Genomic DNA, 17,238 nt, shown 5'->3' with positions numbered 1-17,238 from the left:
GGGGGCATACAAGTTCTATTCCATAGGGGGGATAACATGTCGATTTTACCGAAAAAAAATGAACTCGGTTTTTTTGAAATTCGCCTTGAATCGATTGGGGGGCTCGGGGCGAATTTAGCAGGAAAAATGCTTACGGAGGCAGGTGTATTAGGGCTTGGCTTGAACGGTTCTAACTTTTCTTCTTATGGTTCCGAGAAAAAAGGATCGCCAGTGAAAAGTTTTATCCGTTTCTGTGACCCAGACGTAGAAATTCGCGCCCATAGCCCGATTGAAGAACCGCACGTCATCGGCGTATTTCACGAAGCGCTTTATAAAATGGTCGATGTCGTAAGCGGTTTAGCACCAGATGGCATTGTTTTAGTCAACTCGACAAGAGAGTTTGATGAAATTAAGCGCGATTTGCGTTTAGAATACGGAACGCTTGCCGTTGTTGATGCGCTTGGTATTGCCGTTGAAGAAAAAACGAAAGTCAATACGGCGATGCTTGGTGCGCTATTCCGCGTCTGTGATTTCCTAGATGCGGAAGCAATGAAACAAGTCATTCGCAAAACGTTTGAAAAAAAATACCCTCACTTAGTCGAATCAAATATTCGCACGTTTGAAAGAGGCTATCACGAAGTTCGTTTTAAAACGTATGAAGCCCCTGAATCTGCGCGCGGAAAAACGTTTTCACGCCCAGAGCCGCTTTTAGGTTATGAAACGCAAGAAATCGGCGGTATCATCTCCGCTAACGCCAATAGCATTTTGAAAGATTTAAGCGGCTCGCGCCAAGGATTTTTGCCGAAATGGGAAGAGGAAAAATGCATTCATTGCGTCGCCTGTGATACTGTTTGTCCAGATTTTTGCTTTGTTTGGGAAGAAGGGGAAGACAAAAAGGGACGCAAACAAATGTTTTTGCGAGGGATTGACTATCAATATTGCAAAGGCTGTTTAAAATGTGTCGAAGCCTGTCCAACTTCCGCGCTAACGGCGGAAAGAGAACAAATCGGATTTGCGGAACAACATCGGGTGAAACAAAAATTCCCATTCGTGGCAGGGGGGATATATTGATGGCGATGCTAGAAGAAAAAGTGACAACAAAAGCCGAACAAGTCACAACATTTGAATCAGGAAACGAAATGGCGGCATTGGCGGCTGCACAAATTAACTATCATATTATGGGCTATTTCCCAATTACACCTTCTACTGAAATTGCCCAGCTGTTGGACCAAATGAAAACGCGCGGCGAGCATCATATTCAACTTATTGCCGCTGATGGCGAGCACGGCTCGGCCGGCATTTGTTACGGAGCATCTGTCATGGGCGCGCGCGTGTTTAATGCGACAAGCGCCAACGGGCTCATGTATATGCTCGAGCAGCTGCCGGTGCAATCAGGAACGCGGTTTCCGATGGTCATGAACTTAGTCACTCGCTCGATTAGTGGGCCGCTTGATATTCGCGGAGACCATTCCGATCTTTATTTTGCGCTAAACACCGGTTGGGTCATTTTGCTGGCACGCACACCGCAAGCCGTCTATGATATGAACATTATGGCATTGAAAATCGCGGAGCATGCGGACGTCCGTCTGCCGGTTATCGTTGCTTACGATGGCTTCTTTACGTCTCACCAAAAACGAAAAGTACAATATTTTAAAGACCGCAGTGTTGTCCAAGCGTTTGTCGGCGAGCGCCCAACGGAATTTCCGAACGCGGCCGATCCGAAAAATCCGATTACGATCGGAGCGCATATGAACGGCGACGATTTAATTAATAACAACTATCAGCAGTCCGAAGCGCTGTATCGTGCAGGAGAAGTATTTAAACAAGTGGCACGCGAATACGCCGCTTTATCGGGCCGCGAGTATTCTGTGCTTGATTTATATCAAATGGACGATGCCGAAGTAGCGCTCTTTTTATTAAATTCTGCTGCGGAAACAGCAAAAGACGTAGTCGATAAATTGCGGGCGAAAGGCATTAAAGCAGGCGTTATTAGCCCGAATATTATTCGTCCGTTCCCAGCGGAAGAAATTCGCCAAGCGTTAAAACACGTGAAAGCGCTGTTGATCGGGGAACGTGCCGATTCTTACGGAGCGCACGGGCCAAATATGACGCATGAAGTAAAATCGGCGTTGCAAAGCGATCCGGAAAACAAAACGATCGTGTTAAGCCGCGTCTTCGGTGTCGGTGGGAAAGACTTTTATGCGGATGAAGCAGAAGCGTTTTTCCAAATGGCGATCGACGCGATGGAAAAAGGATACGCCGAAAAACCGTTCGACTATTTCGGCCATATGCCGGGCCGTCCAGAGCAAAAGTTACAGCGAGTGATCGAACCGATGCACGGCGATGCCTTTAAAACAGGCCTCATTCAAGTAACCGAAGATGAAGAAACGAAACGGTTAAAAGTGAAAGTTCCGCCGTTGCGCGCATTAACGGCGAAACCGAAACGGCTTGCGCCGGGTCATGGGGCTTGTCCAGGGTGCGGTATTTTCCCAGGGTTAGAGCTGTTTTTTAAAGGCATTGAAGGCGATGTTGTCGTGTTATTCCAGACAGGCTGCGCGTATGTCGTGACAACTGCTTATCCGTACAGTTCACATAAACAGACGATGATTCACAACTTGTTCCAAAACGGGCCGGCGACGTTGTCAGGAGCGGTCGAAGCGTTTTTCGAGATGAAGCGCCGCGGGGAAATTCAAGTATCCGATGACGTCACATTTGTGATGGTTACCGGTGACGGCGGAATGGATATCGGCATGGGGTCAGCCATCGGTACAGCGCTTCGCAACCATAAACTGATTATGCTTGAATATGACAACGAAGGGTATATGAATACCGGTTCGCAAATGTCTTATTCGACGCCAATGGGGCATATGACAAGCACAACAGGGGTTGGGAAAACGCAAAAAGGAAAAGCGTTCCATCATAAAGATACGGCGCAAATTATGGCGGCGACAAACATTCCATACGTATTTACCGCAACCGAAGCGTTCCCGCAAGATTTAATTAAAAAAGCGGCAAAAGCGCAATGGTATGCGCAAAACGTCGGAACGGTGTATGGAAAGTTGCTTATTACATGCCCGTTAAACTGGAAATCAGAAGAACGGTACGGGGAAAAAATTATGGAAGCGGCTGTCAACTCTTGCTTCTTCCCGCTCTATGAAGTCGAGCGCGGCATTACGACAATTACGTATGACCCTGAAGAGAAAAACAAACGCATTCCGTTAAGTGAATGGTTAAAATACATGGGCAAAACAAAACATTTACTAAAAGAAGAAAATCGTGATCTTTTACTCGAGTTTGAACAAGAAGTTGAGCGGAGATGGCGCCGTCTAAAAGCGAAACATGAACATCCGGATTTATAATGTGAAGAGGTAGGTCCGTTTGCGGGCCTGCCTTTTTCTTATATGTATGTATTTTCACAATCAGCGGCAAAAAAGGGGAGAAAAAGTTGTTTTTTTGTTAAAAATTCATCGGTTTTTATTTGTGTTTTAATATCGTTCGCTAACAATGCTGCTTCATGGAACGAGCAAAGCGGTGGGGAACTAAAGCGCAAGTAGTCAAAATAAAAAACAGTGGTATCATTCGCTGGATATACGATGACGTTCCAGTGGTATATTCCGAGGTTCGTCGACGTTCCTTCTAGCGCTATAAGCCAATGGGTGGCGGTCGTTTCTTTATTATTAGAAAACGTTTCGATAAATGTCGCATGATCGTTTTCTCCCATTGGAACAACGGCGATTGGATAAAACTCTTCGAAATTTGGCAACATACGATCCCTCCTTTAGTTTTATATATATGAAACAGCATTATAAATAGCCTTCTTTTCTTAGAAAAAAGTAAACAAGTGATTCATATCACAACGCTTGTAGACGCATAGCGGTAAAATAAGAGATGGAATGAGAAGGAGGGATAGTAAATGGAATTGTCACCTTGTATGATGGCGCATGACGGCGATGTGCAACTATGCCCAGCGCTGCAACAATTAAAAGACGAACACGGACCGTTAAACGAACAAAAACAACAATTAGTGGACATGGCGCAACAAATTGGCCAAAACGACGAAACAGCGGATTGGAAAGAAGCGTTGCTCACCTTGCGCGAAAACGTCCAATCGTTTTTGGAGCAATTAGATCCGCATTCGCAACGGGAAGAAGGCGTATTGTTTCCGATGATGGCGCAATATATCGGCCGAACGTCAGGACCGATTGCGGTCATGGAATACGAACACGACCAAGCAAAGCGGAACATCGCAACGTTTTTAGAGCAAACCGCTCACCTTTCCGGCACAGTCAATCGTGAAGCGGCGAAGCAACTAGCGTTTTACGTCATCAATGCGTACCACATTTTGACGGAACATTTTATGAAAGAAGAACACGTCTTATTTCCGATGGCGGAAAAACTATTGTCAAACGATGAAAAAGAGGAACTCGCTCAAAAAATTCAGGCGATTTAAAAAGAAAACGACTTTCCTCACTTGGAATGAGGAGAGTCGTTTTCTTTATTATCGAATTTGGTTAGAAGTGTTGGCTTGTTTCGGCATTCGTTTTCTATACACGACATAGCTGCGGTTGAGGTAGCGAAGCGGAAGGCTAAATACGTGAACTAATCTTGTAAACGGCCATACCGCAAAAATGCCGAACGCCGCTAAAATGTGAATTTTAAACCATACCGGCACATTTTCCATATACGCCGGGTCCGGTTGGAACATGAATAAACTTCTAAACCATGGACCAATCGTTGTACGATAATCAAATCCATCTGAATCAATGTTTAAAAATGTAGAGGATAATCCAGTTAACACAACTACTGCAAGGAAAAACAGTGCAAGAAAGTCACCACGGCTGCTCGTCATGATGATTCGTTTAATTGTTAGACGGCGGTGAATTAAAATAAGTAAACCGATTGCTGCTGCAATGCCTGCTGGAATCCCAAAGATAAGAGCAATGAAATGATACGTTTCTTCTGAGATGCCAATCGCTTCATAAACTCCTCCCGGGATTAAAATGCCCATAACGTGGCCGATGAACACGAAAATAATCCCCCAGTGAAACAGCAAGCTACCAAGCCGCAACTCTTTTTTCTCCAACATTTCGCTTGATTTCGACGTCCAGCCGAACTGGTCATGGTTGTAGCGATAAATGTGACCGCCGATAAAAATGGTCAAAATGATGTAGGGGAGAGTGCCCCAAAGAAATTGATTCAACATGCTCACACACTTCCTTTCGGCAATGGTTTCACACCGATTTCTTCTAACGCCATGAAAATGATGTTAAAGACGGCAGTATAGTAATTTTCGCTGGCGATCAGTTGGTTGCGAATTTCTTCGATGTTCCGCCAATATTTTTGAAAAATAGGCACGACATATTGCTGCTCTGCTTGTGAAGCGAATTCAAGCATTAATGGCAAATAGTCCGGCAACTCTTTGTCCGTAACATCGAATCCTGCGGCTTTATATTGTTGTTTCAACGCAAGCAGCTCTAACCCGCGTTCCCGTTGTTCGCCTGTATTCATATACGTGACGTATAAATTCGTTTTTTTGCCGAAATCAAACGTATAGACGTATGTTTCGATTCGTTCACGTGCCGGCAATGTTTGAATATATTCAATAAACTTTTTTATATTTTGGACGATTTGCCGATGTGGCAAATCGTCGATCACTTGTAAACAACCGTCTAACTCGCGATACCATTCGTCATCTGGATAAGATAACAAATACGAAGCGCATTGGAAAACGGTTTGTGCTTGTTCGTAGTTCATAACAATCCCCCGTTATGAGAGTGTTCCGCAAGAACCAGGGCCGCCGGCAAACGACAAGCCGCAGCTGCCTTGTTCTGCGGATAAATTCGCGACTTCTTCACGGTGCGATGCCGGAATGACGAAACGGTCATGATATTTGGCAATCGCGAGTAAACGATACATCTCTTGAATAGCTTGCTCGCTTAAACCGAGTTCTTCCATGACTTTCACATTTGGTTGTTTATTCGTTTGCACCGCGCGCATATATTGGCGCATCACCGCCATTTTTTTCAACGTTGTGCGAATATGTGTTTGATCGCCCGCGGTTAATAAGTTCGCTAAATATTCGATCGGGATGCGCATTTGCTCGATGGCAGGGAAGATGTCATCTTCCGTTGCATCGCTTCCTTTGCCTTCGATCATGTTCATGATCGGGCTGAGCGGTGGAATATACCATACCATTGGCATCGTGCGATATTCAGGATGCAACGGAAGGGCGATTTTCCAATCGATAATCATTTTGTAAATCGGCGATTTTTGCGCTGCTTCGATCCACTCTTGTGGAATGCCCGCTTCTTTTGCTTTCGCAATCACTTCTGGGTCATGCGGGTCTAAGAAAATGTCAAGTTGTGCATGATACAAGTCTTTTTCATTTTCTACGCTAGCCGCTTCTTTTACTTTGTCTGCGTCGTATAACATGACGCCGATATAACGGATGCGGCCAACGCACGTTTCCGAGCAAATCGTCGGCATGCCGGCTTCAATGCGCGGGAAGCAGAGCGTACATTTTTCTGCTTTATTTGTTTGCCAGTTAAAATACACTTTTTTGTACGGACAGCTCGTGACGCAATAACGCCATGCGCGGCATGCGTTTTGGTCCACTAATACGATACCGTCTTCGTCTCGTTTATACATGGCTCCGGATGGACAGCTAGACACGCATGGAGGGTTGATGCAATGTTCGCAAATGCGCGGCAAATACATCATAAATACATGTTCAAATTCCGTTTTAATCGATTCTTCCATTTTCAATACGTTCGGGTCTTGAAGACCGGTAGTGTGAGCGCCGGCTAAATCGTCTTCCCAGTTTGGCCCCCACGAAAGCTCCATAAATTCGCCGGTAATCGCTGATTTTGGCCGAGCGACGGGCTGATATTTTTTCTGAGGGCTGTTCGTTAATGTTTCATAATCGTAATTCCATGGCTCATAGTAATCATCGATCGTCGGTTGGTACGGGTTATAAAACAAGTTGAGCAGGCGGTTGACTTTTGAACCGGATTTTAAATGAAGTTCGCCGTTTCTTAATTCCCAGCCGCCTTTATATTTTTCTTGGTCTTCCCATTGTTTTGGATAGCCGATGCCAGGTTTTGTTTCGACGTTGTTGAAGTACATATACTCGGCACCTGGACGGTTCGTCCACGTGTTTTTGCATGTGACGCTGCACGTATGGCAGCCGATGCATTTATCTAAATTCATGACCATGCCGACTTGCGCTTTAATCTTCAAGCCAATCAACCTCCTTCAATTTGCGGATAATGACGTTCAAGTCGCGCTGGTTGCCGGTCGGGCCGTAATAGTTAAAGCCGTAGCTTAGCTGCGCGTAGCCGCCGATCATATGGGTCGGTTTGACATGGATGCGTGTCGGGCTGTTATGCGTACCGCCGCGGTTGTTTGTTAATTTCGTACCAGGCACGTTAATATGACGATCTTGTGCATGGTGCATAAACGCCATTCCTCTTGGCATCCGATGTGAAACGACTGCGCGTGCCACGACGACACCGTTTCGGTTGAAACATTCGATCCAATCGTTATCTTTGATGCCCGCTTCTTCCGCATCGTCTTTGTTCAACCAAATCGTCGGTCCGCCGCGAAATAGGGTAAGCATTGGCTGCGAATCGAAATACATGCTATGGACAGACCATTTATTATGCGGTGTTAAATAGTTCAACGTAATTTCTTTTCCTTCTACTTGCGGACGGCCTTTTTTGAACGGCTTATGCTGTAAAATCGGTTTAAACGTTGCCATCGTTTCGCCAAACTCTTGCATTAATTCATGATCGACATAGAACGATTGCCGTCCTGTTAACGTCCGCCACGGAATGAGCCGCTCGACGTTCGTTGTAAACGGTGAATAACGTCTACCTCCTTTTTCCGAACCGCTGAAAGCAGGGGAGGTGATGACGGGCTTTGGCTGTGCTGTAATTTGTTCAAACGTGAAGCATTCTTCTTCGCGCTCGCTTGCTAAGTCTTTTAATTCAAGACTTGTTTTCTTCTCTAGTGCTTCCCATGCTTTCACCGCGACTTTTCCGTTTGTGGTAGATGACAATGTTAAAATTGCTTCTGCGACTTTTTTCGCTTCGCTCATATCCGGGCAGCCATCGGCGATGCTCGCTTTTTGGACAGTTCCTAACACTTTTTTCAACTTTTCATATTCTTCTTGCGCCGACCAGTTAATGCCTTTAATGCCGTATGGCAGTTTGGCGATGTTCGGGCCAAGTGCTGTCATTTTGTCGAACAGCTGCGTATAATCGCGTTCGACGACGTGGATTTGCGGCATTGTCTTTCCTGGAATCGGTTCGCATTCGCCTTTGCTCCAATCTTTTACTTTTCCGAGCGGTTGCGCCAATTCTTGCGGTGTATCGTGGAGAATCGGCGTTGCGACGACTTCTTTAATCGGTTTCATATTTAGTTCTTTCGCCAGCTCCGACACCGCTTTGGCGAGCGATTTGAAAATTTCCCAGTCAGACCGCGCTTCCCATGGCACCGAAATCGCCGGATTAAACGGATGAATAAACGGATGCATGTCTGTGCTGCTTAAGTCGTGTTTTTCATACCATGTAGCAGCAGGTAAAACGACATCTGAATAAAGAGCCGTTCCAGCCATGCGGAAATCTAAGTTAATAAGTAAATCGAGTTTTCCTTCCGGTGCTTGGTCGCGCCATGTAATTTCTTCCGGGCGCAAGCTGTCGTAGTCATCGTTCATAAGACCGTTTGTCGTGCCAAGCAAATGTTTTAAGAAATATTCGTGACCTTTACCCGAGCTTGAGATTAAGTTGGCCCGCCAAACGATTAAGTTTCTCGGGAAGTTTTTCTCGTTATCTGGGTCTTCAATCGCAAAGTGCAATTTTTTCTCTTTCAATTGGGTGGCGATATATTTACCGACTTCTTCCGGTGTTTTCGCTCCCGCTTGCACTGCTTCGTTGTAAAGGTCAATGCCGCTCTTTTCAAACGTCGGGTAAGACGGCAGCCAGCCAAGGCGAGCAGCAAGCACGTTATAGTCCGCATAATGTTGGTAGCGAGCTTCTTTTACAACTGGCGATACAAGTTCGCCTACCGGCGTTTCTTCATAGCGCCATTGATCGGTTGCGAAATAGAAGAACGACGTTCCGTTTTGCAGTTTCGGTGGCATTTGCCAGTCGCGGGCAGTGGCGATGTTTTGCCATCCTTCTGCTGGTCTTAGTTTTTCTTGGCCGACGTAGTGAGCCCAGCCGCCGCCGTTGACTCCTTGCGCTCCGACGAATAAGACAAGGTTCAGTACGGCGCGGTAAATTGTATCGGAGTTAAACCAGTGGTTAATTCCAGCTCCGACGATAATCATCGACCGACCGTTTGTGTCGATGGCGTTTTGCGCAAATTCACGGGCGATTTTGATGGCGAGTTTGCGTTTGACGCCGGTGATCGCTTCTTGCCATGCCGGAGTGAACGGAATCGGGTCGTCGAACGTTTTGGCGACCGTTCCGCCGATGCCACGGTCAACACCGTAGTTGGCAAGAATTAAGTCATAGACGGTTGTGACATATAATTCACCTGTTTCTGTCTGCACTTTTTTCATCGGAACAGCCCGTTCGAGAATTTTATTTCCGTCATGAGAGAAGTACGGAATTTGCACCGTTGCAATTTCGTCTTCGATTCCTAACAACGAAAGGCGAGGATCGATCGGTTCTTCTGTTTGTTCGTCGACTAAATGCAAGTTCCATTTTCCTTTATCTTCCCAGCGAGAACCTATCGTGCCGTTTGGAACCGCAAATGTATTCGTGGCATCGTTCCAAAGCGCCGGTTTCCATTCGCCGTTTGTTGTTTGGCGGCCGATATCGTTCGCGTTTAAGAAACGGTCGGCAACGAATTGGCCGTTTTCTTGCTTTTGCAATGTGACAAGGAACGGGAAGTCGGTATATTGTTTTGCGTAACGGATAAAGTAGTCGACTTGACGGTCAACGTAAAATTCTTTTAAGATGACGTGTCCCATTGCCATCGCGAGGGCACCGTCTGTTCCTTGTTTAACGCTCATCCAGTCATCCGCAAATTTAGTCGATTCTGCGAAATCAGGGCTGATCGAAACGACTTTTGTGCCTTTGTAGCGCACTTCCGCTAAGAAGTGGGCATCTGGTGTGCGCGTCATCGGAACGTTTGAGCCCCATGTAATAATGTAGCCGGAGTTGTACCAGTCGCTCGATTCAGGAACATCGGTTTGATCGCCCCATATTTGCGGCGAAGCAGGAGGCAAGTCGGCATACCAATCGTAAAAACTTAAAATCGGCCCGCCCATCAATGACATAAAGCGTGCCCCAGCTGCATGGCTGACCATCGACATCGCCGGAATCGGCGAAAACCCAACGTTGCGGTCAGGACCGTACTTCATGACCGTATATAAAAGAGAAGTTGCGACAAGCTTTAATGCTTCGTCCCATTCGGCGCGAACGAATCCGCCTTTTCCGCGCGCTTGTTTATAACGCTTTGCTTTTTCCGGATTTTCGACAATGCTTTTCCATGCATCAAGCGGATTTTTATGCTCTTTTAATGCTTCTTTCCACATATCCATCAACACGCCGCGTACATATGGATATTTGACGCGGAGAGGACTGTAAATGTACCATGAAAAGCTTGCGCCGCGAGGACAGCCGCGCGGTTCAAAATCCGGCATGTCAGGTCCTGTCGACGGATAGTCGAGCTGTTGGCCTTCCCACGTAACGATGCCGTCTTTCACGTAAATATTCCAGCTGCAAGATCCTGTACAGTTGACCCCATGTGTCGAACGAACGACTTTATCGTGCTGCCATCTGCGACGGTAAGCGTTTTCCCAATCACGGTCGCCATACGTCACTTCACTATGGTTGTTCGCATACCGTTCAATTGGCTGAATATATTTGAAACGGTTGAAAAACGGAGATTTTTTCTTGTTCACATCGTTTCACTCCTTGAAAATCAATTTGTATAATTTTACTATAAACATATTGAAAACGAATCGATGTTAACTTCATCACACTTTGCGTGATTGTCACAAATCTGTCAAAAGGTGACGAAAAATTAAACAATGTTAAAAAAACGAACAAATATTCTTTTTGTGATATAATAAACAAAAGTATGTTGCAGGTGATGAAAATTGCGTTATCATTCACATATTATGACGTCGCTCTGTATTGGAGCGGTAACGGCAGCATACACGCCCTTGCCGTTTACCGCGAGCTATACGGCGGGAATCATCATAGGGAGTTTGCTTCCAGATATTGATGAGCCGAAGTCGTATGTCGGACGGCGTTCGCTCGGAATGTCTCATAAAGTGAAGGAAGCGTTTGGGCATCGGGGCATGACGCATTCGCTGTTTGTATGGGCAGTCATTGCTTTCATTGTGATGGTTGAATCGTCTTCTACATTTTCGATCGGATTTGTGTTAGGATATTTGTTTCATATTATCGCGGACTTTTTGTCGGTTCAAGGGGTGCCGCTTTTATGGCCGTTTCAAACAAAACGTTATAAAATTCCGCTCTATCGAACGGGAAGTGCGTTAGAAACCGTGTTGTTTTACGGAGCGTTTGCGCTGTTGATTTACATAGGAAGCCAATATCATTTGTTTTATGAATGGTGGCGATCGTTTCTATTACTGCTGCGCCAATGGATGTGAGTGGATAGATTCTTCTTTTCTTTGCTGATGGAATCTGTTATGTTTATGTATGTAAGTTGAATGAAGAGAGGTGGGGCTGATGGAAACGCCCTTCGATTTATTGCCGTATTTATTTTTGTTTAGTGCGTTTTTCGTAGCGATGAAATGCTACATGAATCAATATAGAAAAAATAAAGCATTTCTTGGCCACGTTACGTTTTATGATGTTAAACGATTTGATCATCATCAATACGATTGCGTTGTATTGTTTCCAATTCATCGCTTGTTTACATCGCAACAACGGAAAATCCCTGTGCGGGAACGATCGAACGTTTCCGATGAAGAAGGAAGGCCACTCCTTGTTCGTTTCATCAGTCATTGAACAAACAAGGAGGATCAAAATATGAAGAAAAAATGGGTTTTCGTTTTACTGACGCTGGCAGCGCTGTTAAGCGGTTGCAGTAACAATGCACCGATTAATGAACATAGCCAAGGAATATGGGATCATTATTTTGTTTATCCGATGTCAAAATTGCTTTTGATGCTCGGAAGCGGATTTGGCGGAAACTACGGGTTAGCGATTATTGCTGTGACGCTAATCGTTCGCTTTGCGTTATTGCCGTTAATGTTAAAGCAGTTCAAAGCGTCGCTGGCGATGCAAAAACTTCGTCCAGAAATGCAAAAGTTGCAAGAAAAGTATAAAGGAAAAGATATGGAAACACAACAAAAGCTACAGCAAGAAATGATGCAGCTGTATCAGAAGCATGGGGTCAATCCGATGAGCGGCTGCTTACCGGCGCTCATTCAAATGCCGATTTTTATGGCGCTTTATTACGCCATTCGGCGTACGGAAGAAATTACGACGCATTCGTTTTTATGGGTGGAGCTTGGCCATCGTGATCCGTATTTTATTTTGCCGGTTTTAGCGGCGGTGACGACGTTTATTTCAATGAAGCTGTCGCCGTCGATGACGGAGCAGCAAATGCCGCAAATGGCGATGATGATGTATATTATGCCAATTATGATTTTTATGGGGGCAAGCTCTGTTCCGTCCGCTTTATCGCTCTATTGGGTCGTCGGCGGGTGCTTTTCGATCATTCAATCATTGATTTTGCGAATGCAGTTGAAATCGGTAAAGGGAGTAGAAAACGAACAGGTGTCGTAAAAAATAAGCCGCTTCCGTATAATGGAAGCGGCTTATTTCGCTTTTATAATTTCCCTTGTTTGTGCAAAAGTTGTTCCATTTCGTTGACGAGTGAGTCGAAGTAGGTGAGAAGGTTGTTGAGCGGCTTCGGTGACATCATATCGACTCCGGCTTTTTTTAATAATGGAATCGGATCATCGGATGTACCCGCGCGTAAAAACTGCAAATAACGCTTTGTCGCCATGCCTGTTTGGTCTTCTTTGATTTGTTTGACGAGCTCAAACGACGCAGCAAGTGATGTGGCGTATTTGTAAACATAAAATGCGTCGTAAAAATGCGGAATGCGCAGCCAGCCGAGCGCTGTTTCCGAATCGGCGGCATACGCAGGTCCGTAATATTTTTTCAGCAAGCGAAGCCACATCTTATTCAGTTCTTCAGCGGTTAAACTTTCCCCGTTGCGCACTTTCTCGTGAATGGCCTGTTCAAATTCGGAATACATCACTTGCGTATATAATGCGCCACGAATTTGGTCGATTTGTTGGTTCAGTAAGTACAGTTTTTCTTCATCTGTTTTCGCCTGTTTTAGTAAGTAATCCATCATGAGCCATTCGTTCGCTGTTGACGCGACTTCGGCCGTAAAGATCGACTGGCCGGAATAATGGTACGGCTGCGTTTTATTTGTAAAGACGGAGTTCATCGCATGGCCGATTTCATGGGCGATCGTCAGTACCTCATCTAGCGATTGATCGTAGTTTAATAAAACGAACGGGTGCGTATCATACGCGCCTGTATTATACCCGCCTGTATATTTTTTTGGCCGCGGATAAACGTCAAGCCAGCGATGGTGAAAAGCATATTGGACTTGTTTTACATATTCGTTTCCTAGCGGTTTTAATCCTTCCAGAATAAGCGCCTGCGCTTTTTCGATCGGAAATTTCATTTTGTTAGCGACAGATGGCGACACAAGCGGAACATATAAATCGTAGTTATGAACTTGTTCCAATTGTAACGCCTTTTTTCTCAGTTCGATATAGCGGTGCAGCGACGGCAATCGATCGTTGACGGTGGAAAGCAAATTGTCAAACACTTGCTTTGGCACGTCATCAGCGGATAACGCCGCATCGAGCCCCGATTTGTACCGCCGCGCTTTTGCGTATAGTTCGTCTGCTTTTACAGAGGCGTATAATGTGGCGGCCGCCGTGTTTTGTATCCTTTCAAAGCTGTTAAAAAATGTTTGAAACGCTTGTTTGCGATACGCGCGGTTAGGATGTTCCAACGCTTTTAAAAAGTTTCCTCCGGTCAAAGATACCGCTTTTCCATCCGCACCTTTCATCGTTGGCGGAGTGTAATCGCCGCGCGCAGCATGGTTATAAATGTTTTCTGCCTCATCAGCGAGCGGTGAAAGCTTAGCGAGTAGTTGTTCTTCTTTTTTCGATAATGTATGCCGCTTTCGTTCAAGTAGTTCGGCAAAATAGCGTGCATATGGCTTTAACCGATTGCTTTTTTGCCATTTCACTAGCGTTTCTTTTGGAAGCGATAAAAGTTCTGGTTCGATAAAGGCGGTCGCTGTGGCGTAATCGGCAGCGAGCGTTTCGACTTTTGCTTTTAAATGAGCCGCTTGCTTGTCTTCGATGTTCAAATCTTGTTGCAGCTGGGCGTACAGAGATAATTTATCGAGCGTGCGCGCTACTTTTTCATGTGCTGCAAATAGTTGAGCGACAGTGCTTTCTTTCTTTAGCTTTCCTTGATACGATGATAGTAGTGGAAGCGTGTCGGCAACGAATGTATAATCTTTTGTAAATTCGCGTTCGGAACGGTAAATGTCAGCAAGATTCCATGTGTATGCCGAATCGTTTTTTATTTCTGCCGCTTTCGTTTCGCTAGGCAAGATGATCGATAGCGCAAGAGCGATGGAACATAATCGTTTCATGTGGCAGCTCCTTTCCTTATTTTTCTATTGTACAGGTAGTATGCACAAAATGATCATGTTTATGAAAGGAAGAAAAAATAGATGAAAGTCATTATCGCGGAAAAGCCGGATCAAGGCGCGACGTTGGCGTCGATTTTTCAAACAAAAAAGCATCAAGGTTATATCGAAATTTTTCCGAATGAGCTTTTTCCAAAAGGGGCGTACATGACATGGGCGGTCGGGCATCTTTTGCAGCTTGCGCCTCCTGAACGGTACCGTCCGGAATGGAAGCAGTGGAAGCTTGAAACGTTGCCGATTATTCCTGATCGCTTTCAATATGAAGTCGAAAAAGCGAAAGCCAAACAGTTTCAGATTGTGAAAGAATTGTTGCGAAAGCCTGAAGTGACGGAAATTATTCATGCGGGTGACGCTGGGCGTGAAGGGGAGCTAATCGTCCGCAACATTATCCATATGTGCGGCGTGAAAAAGCCAATGAAACGGCTTTGGATTTCGTCGTTGACACCAAAGGCGATCGAAGCGGGATTTCGCGCCCTTTTAGAGGAGAAAGCTACGCGCCCGTTATACGAGGAAGCGTATGCGCGCGCCTGCGCTGATTGGCTCGTCGGCATGAACGCCTCGCGCATTTACAGCATTTTATTAAAACAAAAAGGCATGAACGACGTTTTTTCCGCCGGACGGGTGCAAACGCCAACATTGGCGTTGATTGTGAAACGGGAAAAGGAAATTGAACGATTTCAGCCGGAGCCGTTTTGGGAAGTCATCGCCACGTTCGATATCGGGGGCAAGCGCTATGAGGGCAAATGGGTAAAAGATGATGAGTCGCGGGTGAGCGATCCAGAATTGGCGAAAAAAATCGCCGCGTTCTGTGAACAAAAGCAGGCAGAAGTGAGCGAAGTGAAAACAGAGCGAAAAGTATTTCAGCCGCCGCTTTTATTTAATTTATCTTCGCTTCAAGCAACGGCGAACAAGCTGTACCAATTTTCGCCGAAAAAGACGTTGGATATTTTGCAAAAGTTATACCAAAAAGGAATCGTATCGTACCCGCGGTCGGATTCGAACTATGTGACAAAGGGAGAAGCGGAAACGTTTCCTGAGATTTTGCAAAAATTAAGCCAGTTTGCGGAATACCAATCGTTTTTTCCGTTACCTAACGCAACCATTTTACATAATAAACGTTATGTTAACGAAAAGAAAGTAACGGACCATTACGCGATCATTCCGACCGAGCAAGTGACTGATCCAGCGAAATTATCAGCAGAAGAGCGAAACATTTATGACTTAGTCGTCAAGCGTTTACTTGCGGCGCATCATGAAGATGCTATTTTTGATTACACGACGGTGACGACGCTTGTGGATGGACGGGCGACATTTATTTCAAAAGGAAAACAGCAAATTCAAGAAGGGTGGCGAAAAATTATTGTTCAGCGTGATGAAGACGATGCCGCGATTCTTCCGCCTCTTGCCGAAGGGGAGCACGGACATGTCGTAAACGTTCATGTGAAAGAGGGAAAAACACAGCCGCCGAAGCGATATACAGAAGGGCAGCTCATTACGCTGATGAAAACGGCCGGAAAATTTTTAGAAAACGAAGAATTGGAAAAAGTGTTGGCGAAAACGGAAGGGCTCGGCACGGAAGCAACGCGGGCCGGCATTATTACGATGCTGAAAGAACGAAAGTATATCGAGGTCAAGAAAAATCAAGTATATGCGACCGACAAGGCGAAAGTATTGATCGAGGCGATCGGCGATAAAATTTTAGCGTCACCGGAAATGACGGCGAAATGGGAACAGCGTTTAAGCGAAATTGGCGAAGGGAAGGCGTCGGCTTCCGTGTTTATGGAACAAGTCAAAAAATTATCGGCGAAAATCGTTGCCGATGCGCTGGAAATGTCGAAAGACTGGAACTTTTCCGGTCTTGATACGGCATCGATTCAGCGGACGACGTCAAAAGCAACGCTCGGAAAACCGGTCGGCACATGCAAATATTGCGGCGGCACGATGATCGATAAAGGCGAGTTTTACGGGTGTGCGAACTACGGCAAAACGAAATGTACGTTCACAATTTCGAAAACGATTCTCGGCAAAAAAATCTCGCAAACGAACGTAAAAAAGCTGTTGCAACACGGCAAGACCGATTTAATCAAAGGATTTAAAAAAGGCGAAAAAACGTTTGATGCGTATCTTGTATGGGATGACAACGAGAAAAAGATTACCTTCTCATTTCCGAAAAACTAACGTTGCTTCTTTGTAGGGTAACGTTAGTTCTATATCATAATAATGTTATGTAAACTTAAAAAATCGTACATTTTAGCAGGATTTTGCCGATCCGTGTCAAATAGTAACAAAGAAAAGAAAATAGGGGAAGGGGATTTTTGTGAAAACGGCGGATTTATGTGATCAGTATTTAGAAAAGTTACAAGTTTGTCAATTGTCTCTCTATTCTTACGGAGGGAAAAAAGAGTTTACCGGACCGATTGCGACGGTCGATGTATTTGAAGATAATGTGCTCGTCCGCGAGGCGCTTGAAACGGTTCCAGCAGGGACGGTTTTAGTCGTCGACGGAAAAGGATCGCG

General features: G+C 45.3%; 14 protein-coding genes. 8 read left to right on the top strand and 6 right to left on the bottom strand.

Annotated elements, in window-relative coordinates:
* The first annotated feature begins 36 nt into the window (after positions 1-36).
* Together HNQ34_RS12370 and HNQ34_RS12365 are read left to right on the top strand one after the other, a co-directional pair.
* The gene (locus HNQ34_RS12370) at positions 37-1,050 is read left to right on the top strand and encodes a 2-oxoacid:acceptor oxidoreductase family protein (RefSeq protein ID WP_183255008.1); all 1,014 of its coding nucleotides are present in this window, start codon (positions 37-39) and stop codon (positions 1,048-1,050) included.
* Complete coding sequence (locus HNQ34_RS12365; RefSeq protein WP_183255006.1) at positions 1,050-3,338, top strand: thiamine pyrophosphate-dependent enzyme; 2,289 nt, start codon at positions 1,050-1,052, stop codon at positions 3,336-3,338. The genes HNQ34_RS12370 and HNQ34_RS12365 overlap by 1 nt, the downstream gene beginning before the upstream one ends.
* A gap of 38 nt (positions 3,339-3,376) precedes the next feature.
* Here the strand turns inward: HNQ34_RS12365 and HNQ34_RS12360 are convergent, their stop codons facing one another.
* Complete coding sequence (locus HNQ34_RS12360; RefSeq protein WP_183255004.1) at positions 3,377-3,745, bottom strand: hypothetical protein; 369 nt, start codon at positions 3,743-3,745, stop codon at positions 3,377-3,379.
* A gap of 147 nt (positions 3,746-3,892) precedes the next feature.
* Between HNQ34_RS12360 and HNQ34_RS12355 the strand changes: the two genes are divergently transcribed.
* Complete coding sequence (locus HNQ34_RS12355) at positions 3,893-4,429, top strand: hemerythrin domain-containing protein (protein ID WP_183255002.1); 537 nt, start codon at positions 3,893-3,895, stop codon at positions 4,427-4,429.
* 48 nt (positions 4,430-4,477) lie between these two features.
* Here the strand turns inward: HNQ34_RS12355 and narI are convergent, their stop codons facing one another.
* Genes narI through HNQ34_RS12335 form a run of 4 tightly spaced genes read right to left on the bottom strand, consistent with a single transcriptional unit; the run spans position 4,478 to position 10,894 of the window.
* Entirely contained in the window at positions 4,478-5,182 is a 705-nt protein-coding gene (gene narI / locus HNQ34_RS12350) for a respiratory nitrate reductase subunit gamma (RefSeq protein WP_183254999.1), read from the bottom strand.
* 2 nt (positions 5,183-5,184) lie between these two features.
* Positions 5,185-5,733 carry a nitrate reductase molybdenum cofactor assembly chaperone gene (gene narJ, locus HNQ34_RS12345; RefSeq protein WP_183254997.1) on the bottom strand — a complete coding sequence of 183 codons (549 nt, stop codon included), beginning with the start codon at positions 5,731-5,733 and terminating at the stop codon, positions 5,185-5,187.
* 12 nt (positions 5,734-5,745) lie between these two features.
* Entirely contained in the window at positions 5,746-7,218 is a 1,473-nt protein-coding gene (gene narH / locus HNQ34_RS12340) for a nitrate reductase subunit beta (RefSeq protein ID WP_183254995.1), read from the bottom strand.
* Positions 7,208-10,894, bottom strand: coding sequence for a nitrate reductase subunit alpha (locus tag HNQ34_RS12335; RefSeq protein WP_183254993.1), 3,687 nt, complete (start codon positions 10,892-10,894; stop codon positions 7,208-7,210). Before HNQ34_RS12335 ends, narH begins: the two co-directional genes overlap by 11 nt.
* Positions 10,895-11,092: 198 nt before the next feature.
* Here HNQ34_RS12335 and HNQ34_RS12330 point away from each other — a divergent pair, with 198 nt between their 5' ends.
* The 3 genes from HNQ34_RS12330 (at position 11,093) to yidC (ending at position 12,755) form a co-directional block, all read left to right on the top strand.
* Positions 11,093-11,611 carry a metal-dependent hydrolase gene (locus tag HNQ34_RS12330; RefSeq protein WP_183254991.1) on the top strand — a complete coding sequence of 173 codons (519 nt, stop codon included), beginning with the start codon at positions 11,093-11,095 and terminating at the stop codon, positions 11,609-11,611.
* A 79-nt stretch (positions 11,612-11,690) separates the two neighbouring features.
* Positions 11,691-11,972: a hypothetical protein gene (locus tag HNQ34_RS12325; RefSeq protein WP_183254988.1), complete on the top strand. Its 282-nt coding sequence runs from the start codon at positions 11,691-11,693 to the stop codon at positions 11,970-11,972.
* 21 nt (positions 11,973-11,993) lie between these two features.
* Positions 11,994-12,755: a membrane protein insertase YidC gene (gene yidC, locus HNQ34_RS12320; protein WP_183254986.1), complete on the top strand. Its 762-nt coding sequence runs from the start codon at positions 11,994-11,996 to the stop codon at positions 12,753-12,755.
* 43 nt (positions 12,756-12,798) lie between these two features.
* On the opposite strand, the gene pepF is transcribed toward yidC, so the two are convergent.
* Positions 12,799-14,664: an oligoendopeptidase F gene (pepF, locus tag HNQ34_RS12315; protein ID WP_183254984.1), complete on the bottom strand. Its 1,866-nt coding sequence runs from the start codon at positions 14,662-14,664 to the stop codon at positions 12,799-12,801.
* 81 nt (positions 14,665-14,745) lie between these two features.
* Between pepF and HNQ34_RS12310 the strand changes: the two genes are divergently transcribed.
* Together HNQ34_RS12310 and HNQ34_RS12305 are read left to right on the top strand one after the other, a co-directional pair.
* Entirely contained in the window at positions 14,746-16,899 is a 2,154-nt protein-coding gene (locus HNQ34_RS12310; protein ID WP_183254982.1) for a DNA topoisomerase III, read from the top strand.
* A gap of 139 nt (positions 16,900-17,038) precedes the next feature.
* A partial coding sequence (locus tag HNQ34_RS12305; protein WP_458294269.1) for an RraA family protein occupies positions 17,039-17,238 on the top strand: 200 nt, incomplete at its 3' end.

The sequence above is a fragment of the Anoxybacteroides tepidamans genome, from assembly GCF_014201465.1.
GTDB classification, from domain to species: Bacteria; Bacillota; Bacilli; order Bacillales; family Anoxybacillaceae; genus Anoxybacteroides; species Anoxybacteroides tepidamans.
The sequence above is the reverse complement of the archived record's forward strand: the minus strand, read 5'-3'. Positions and strand labels throughout refer to the sequence as shown.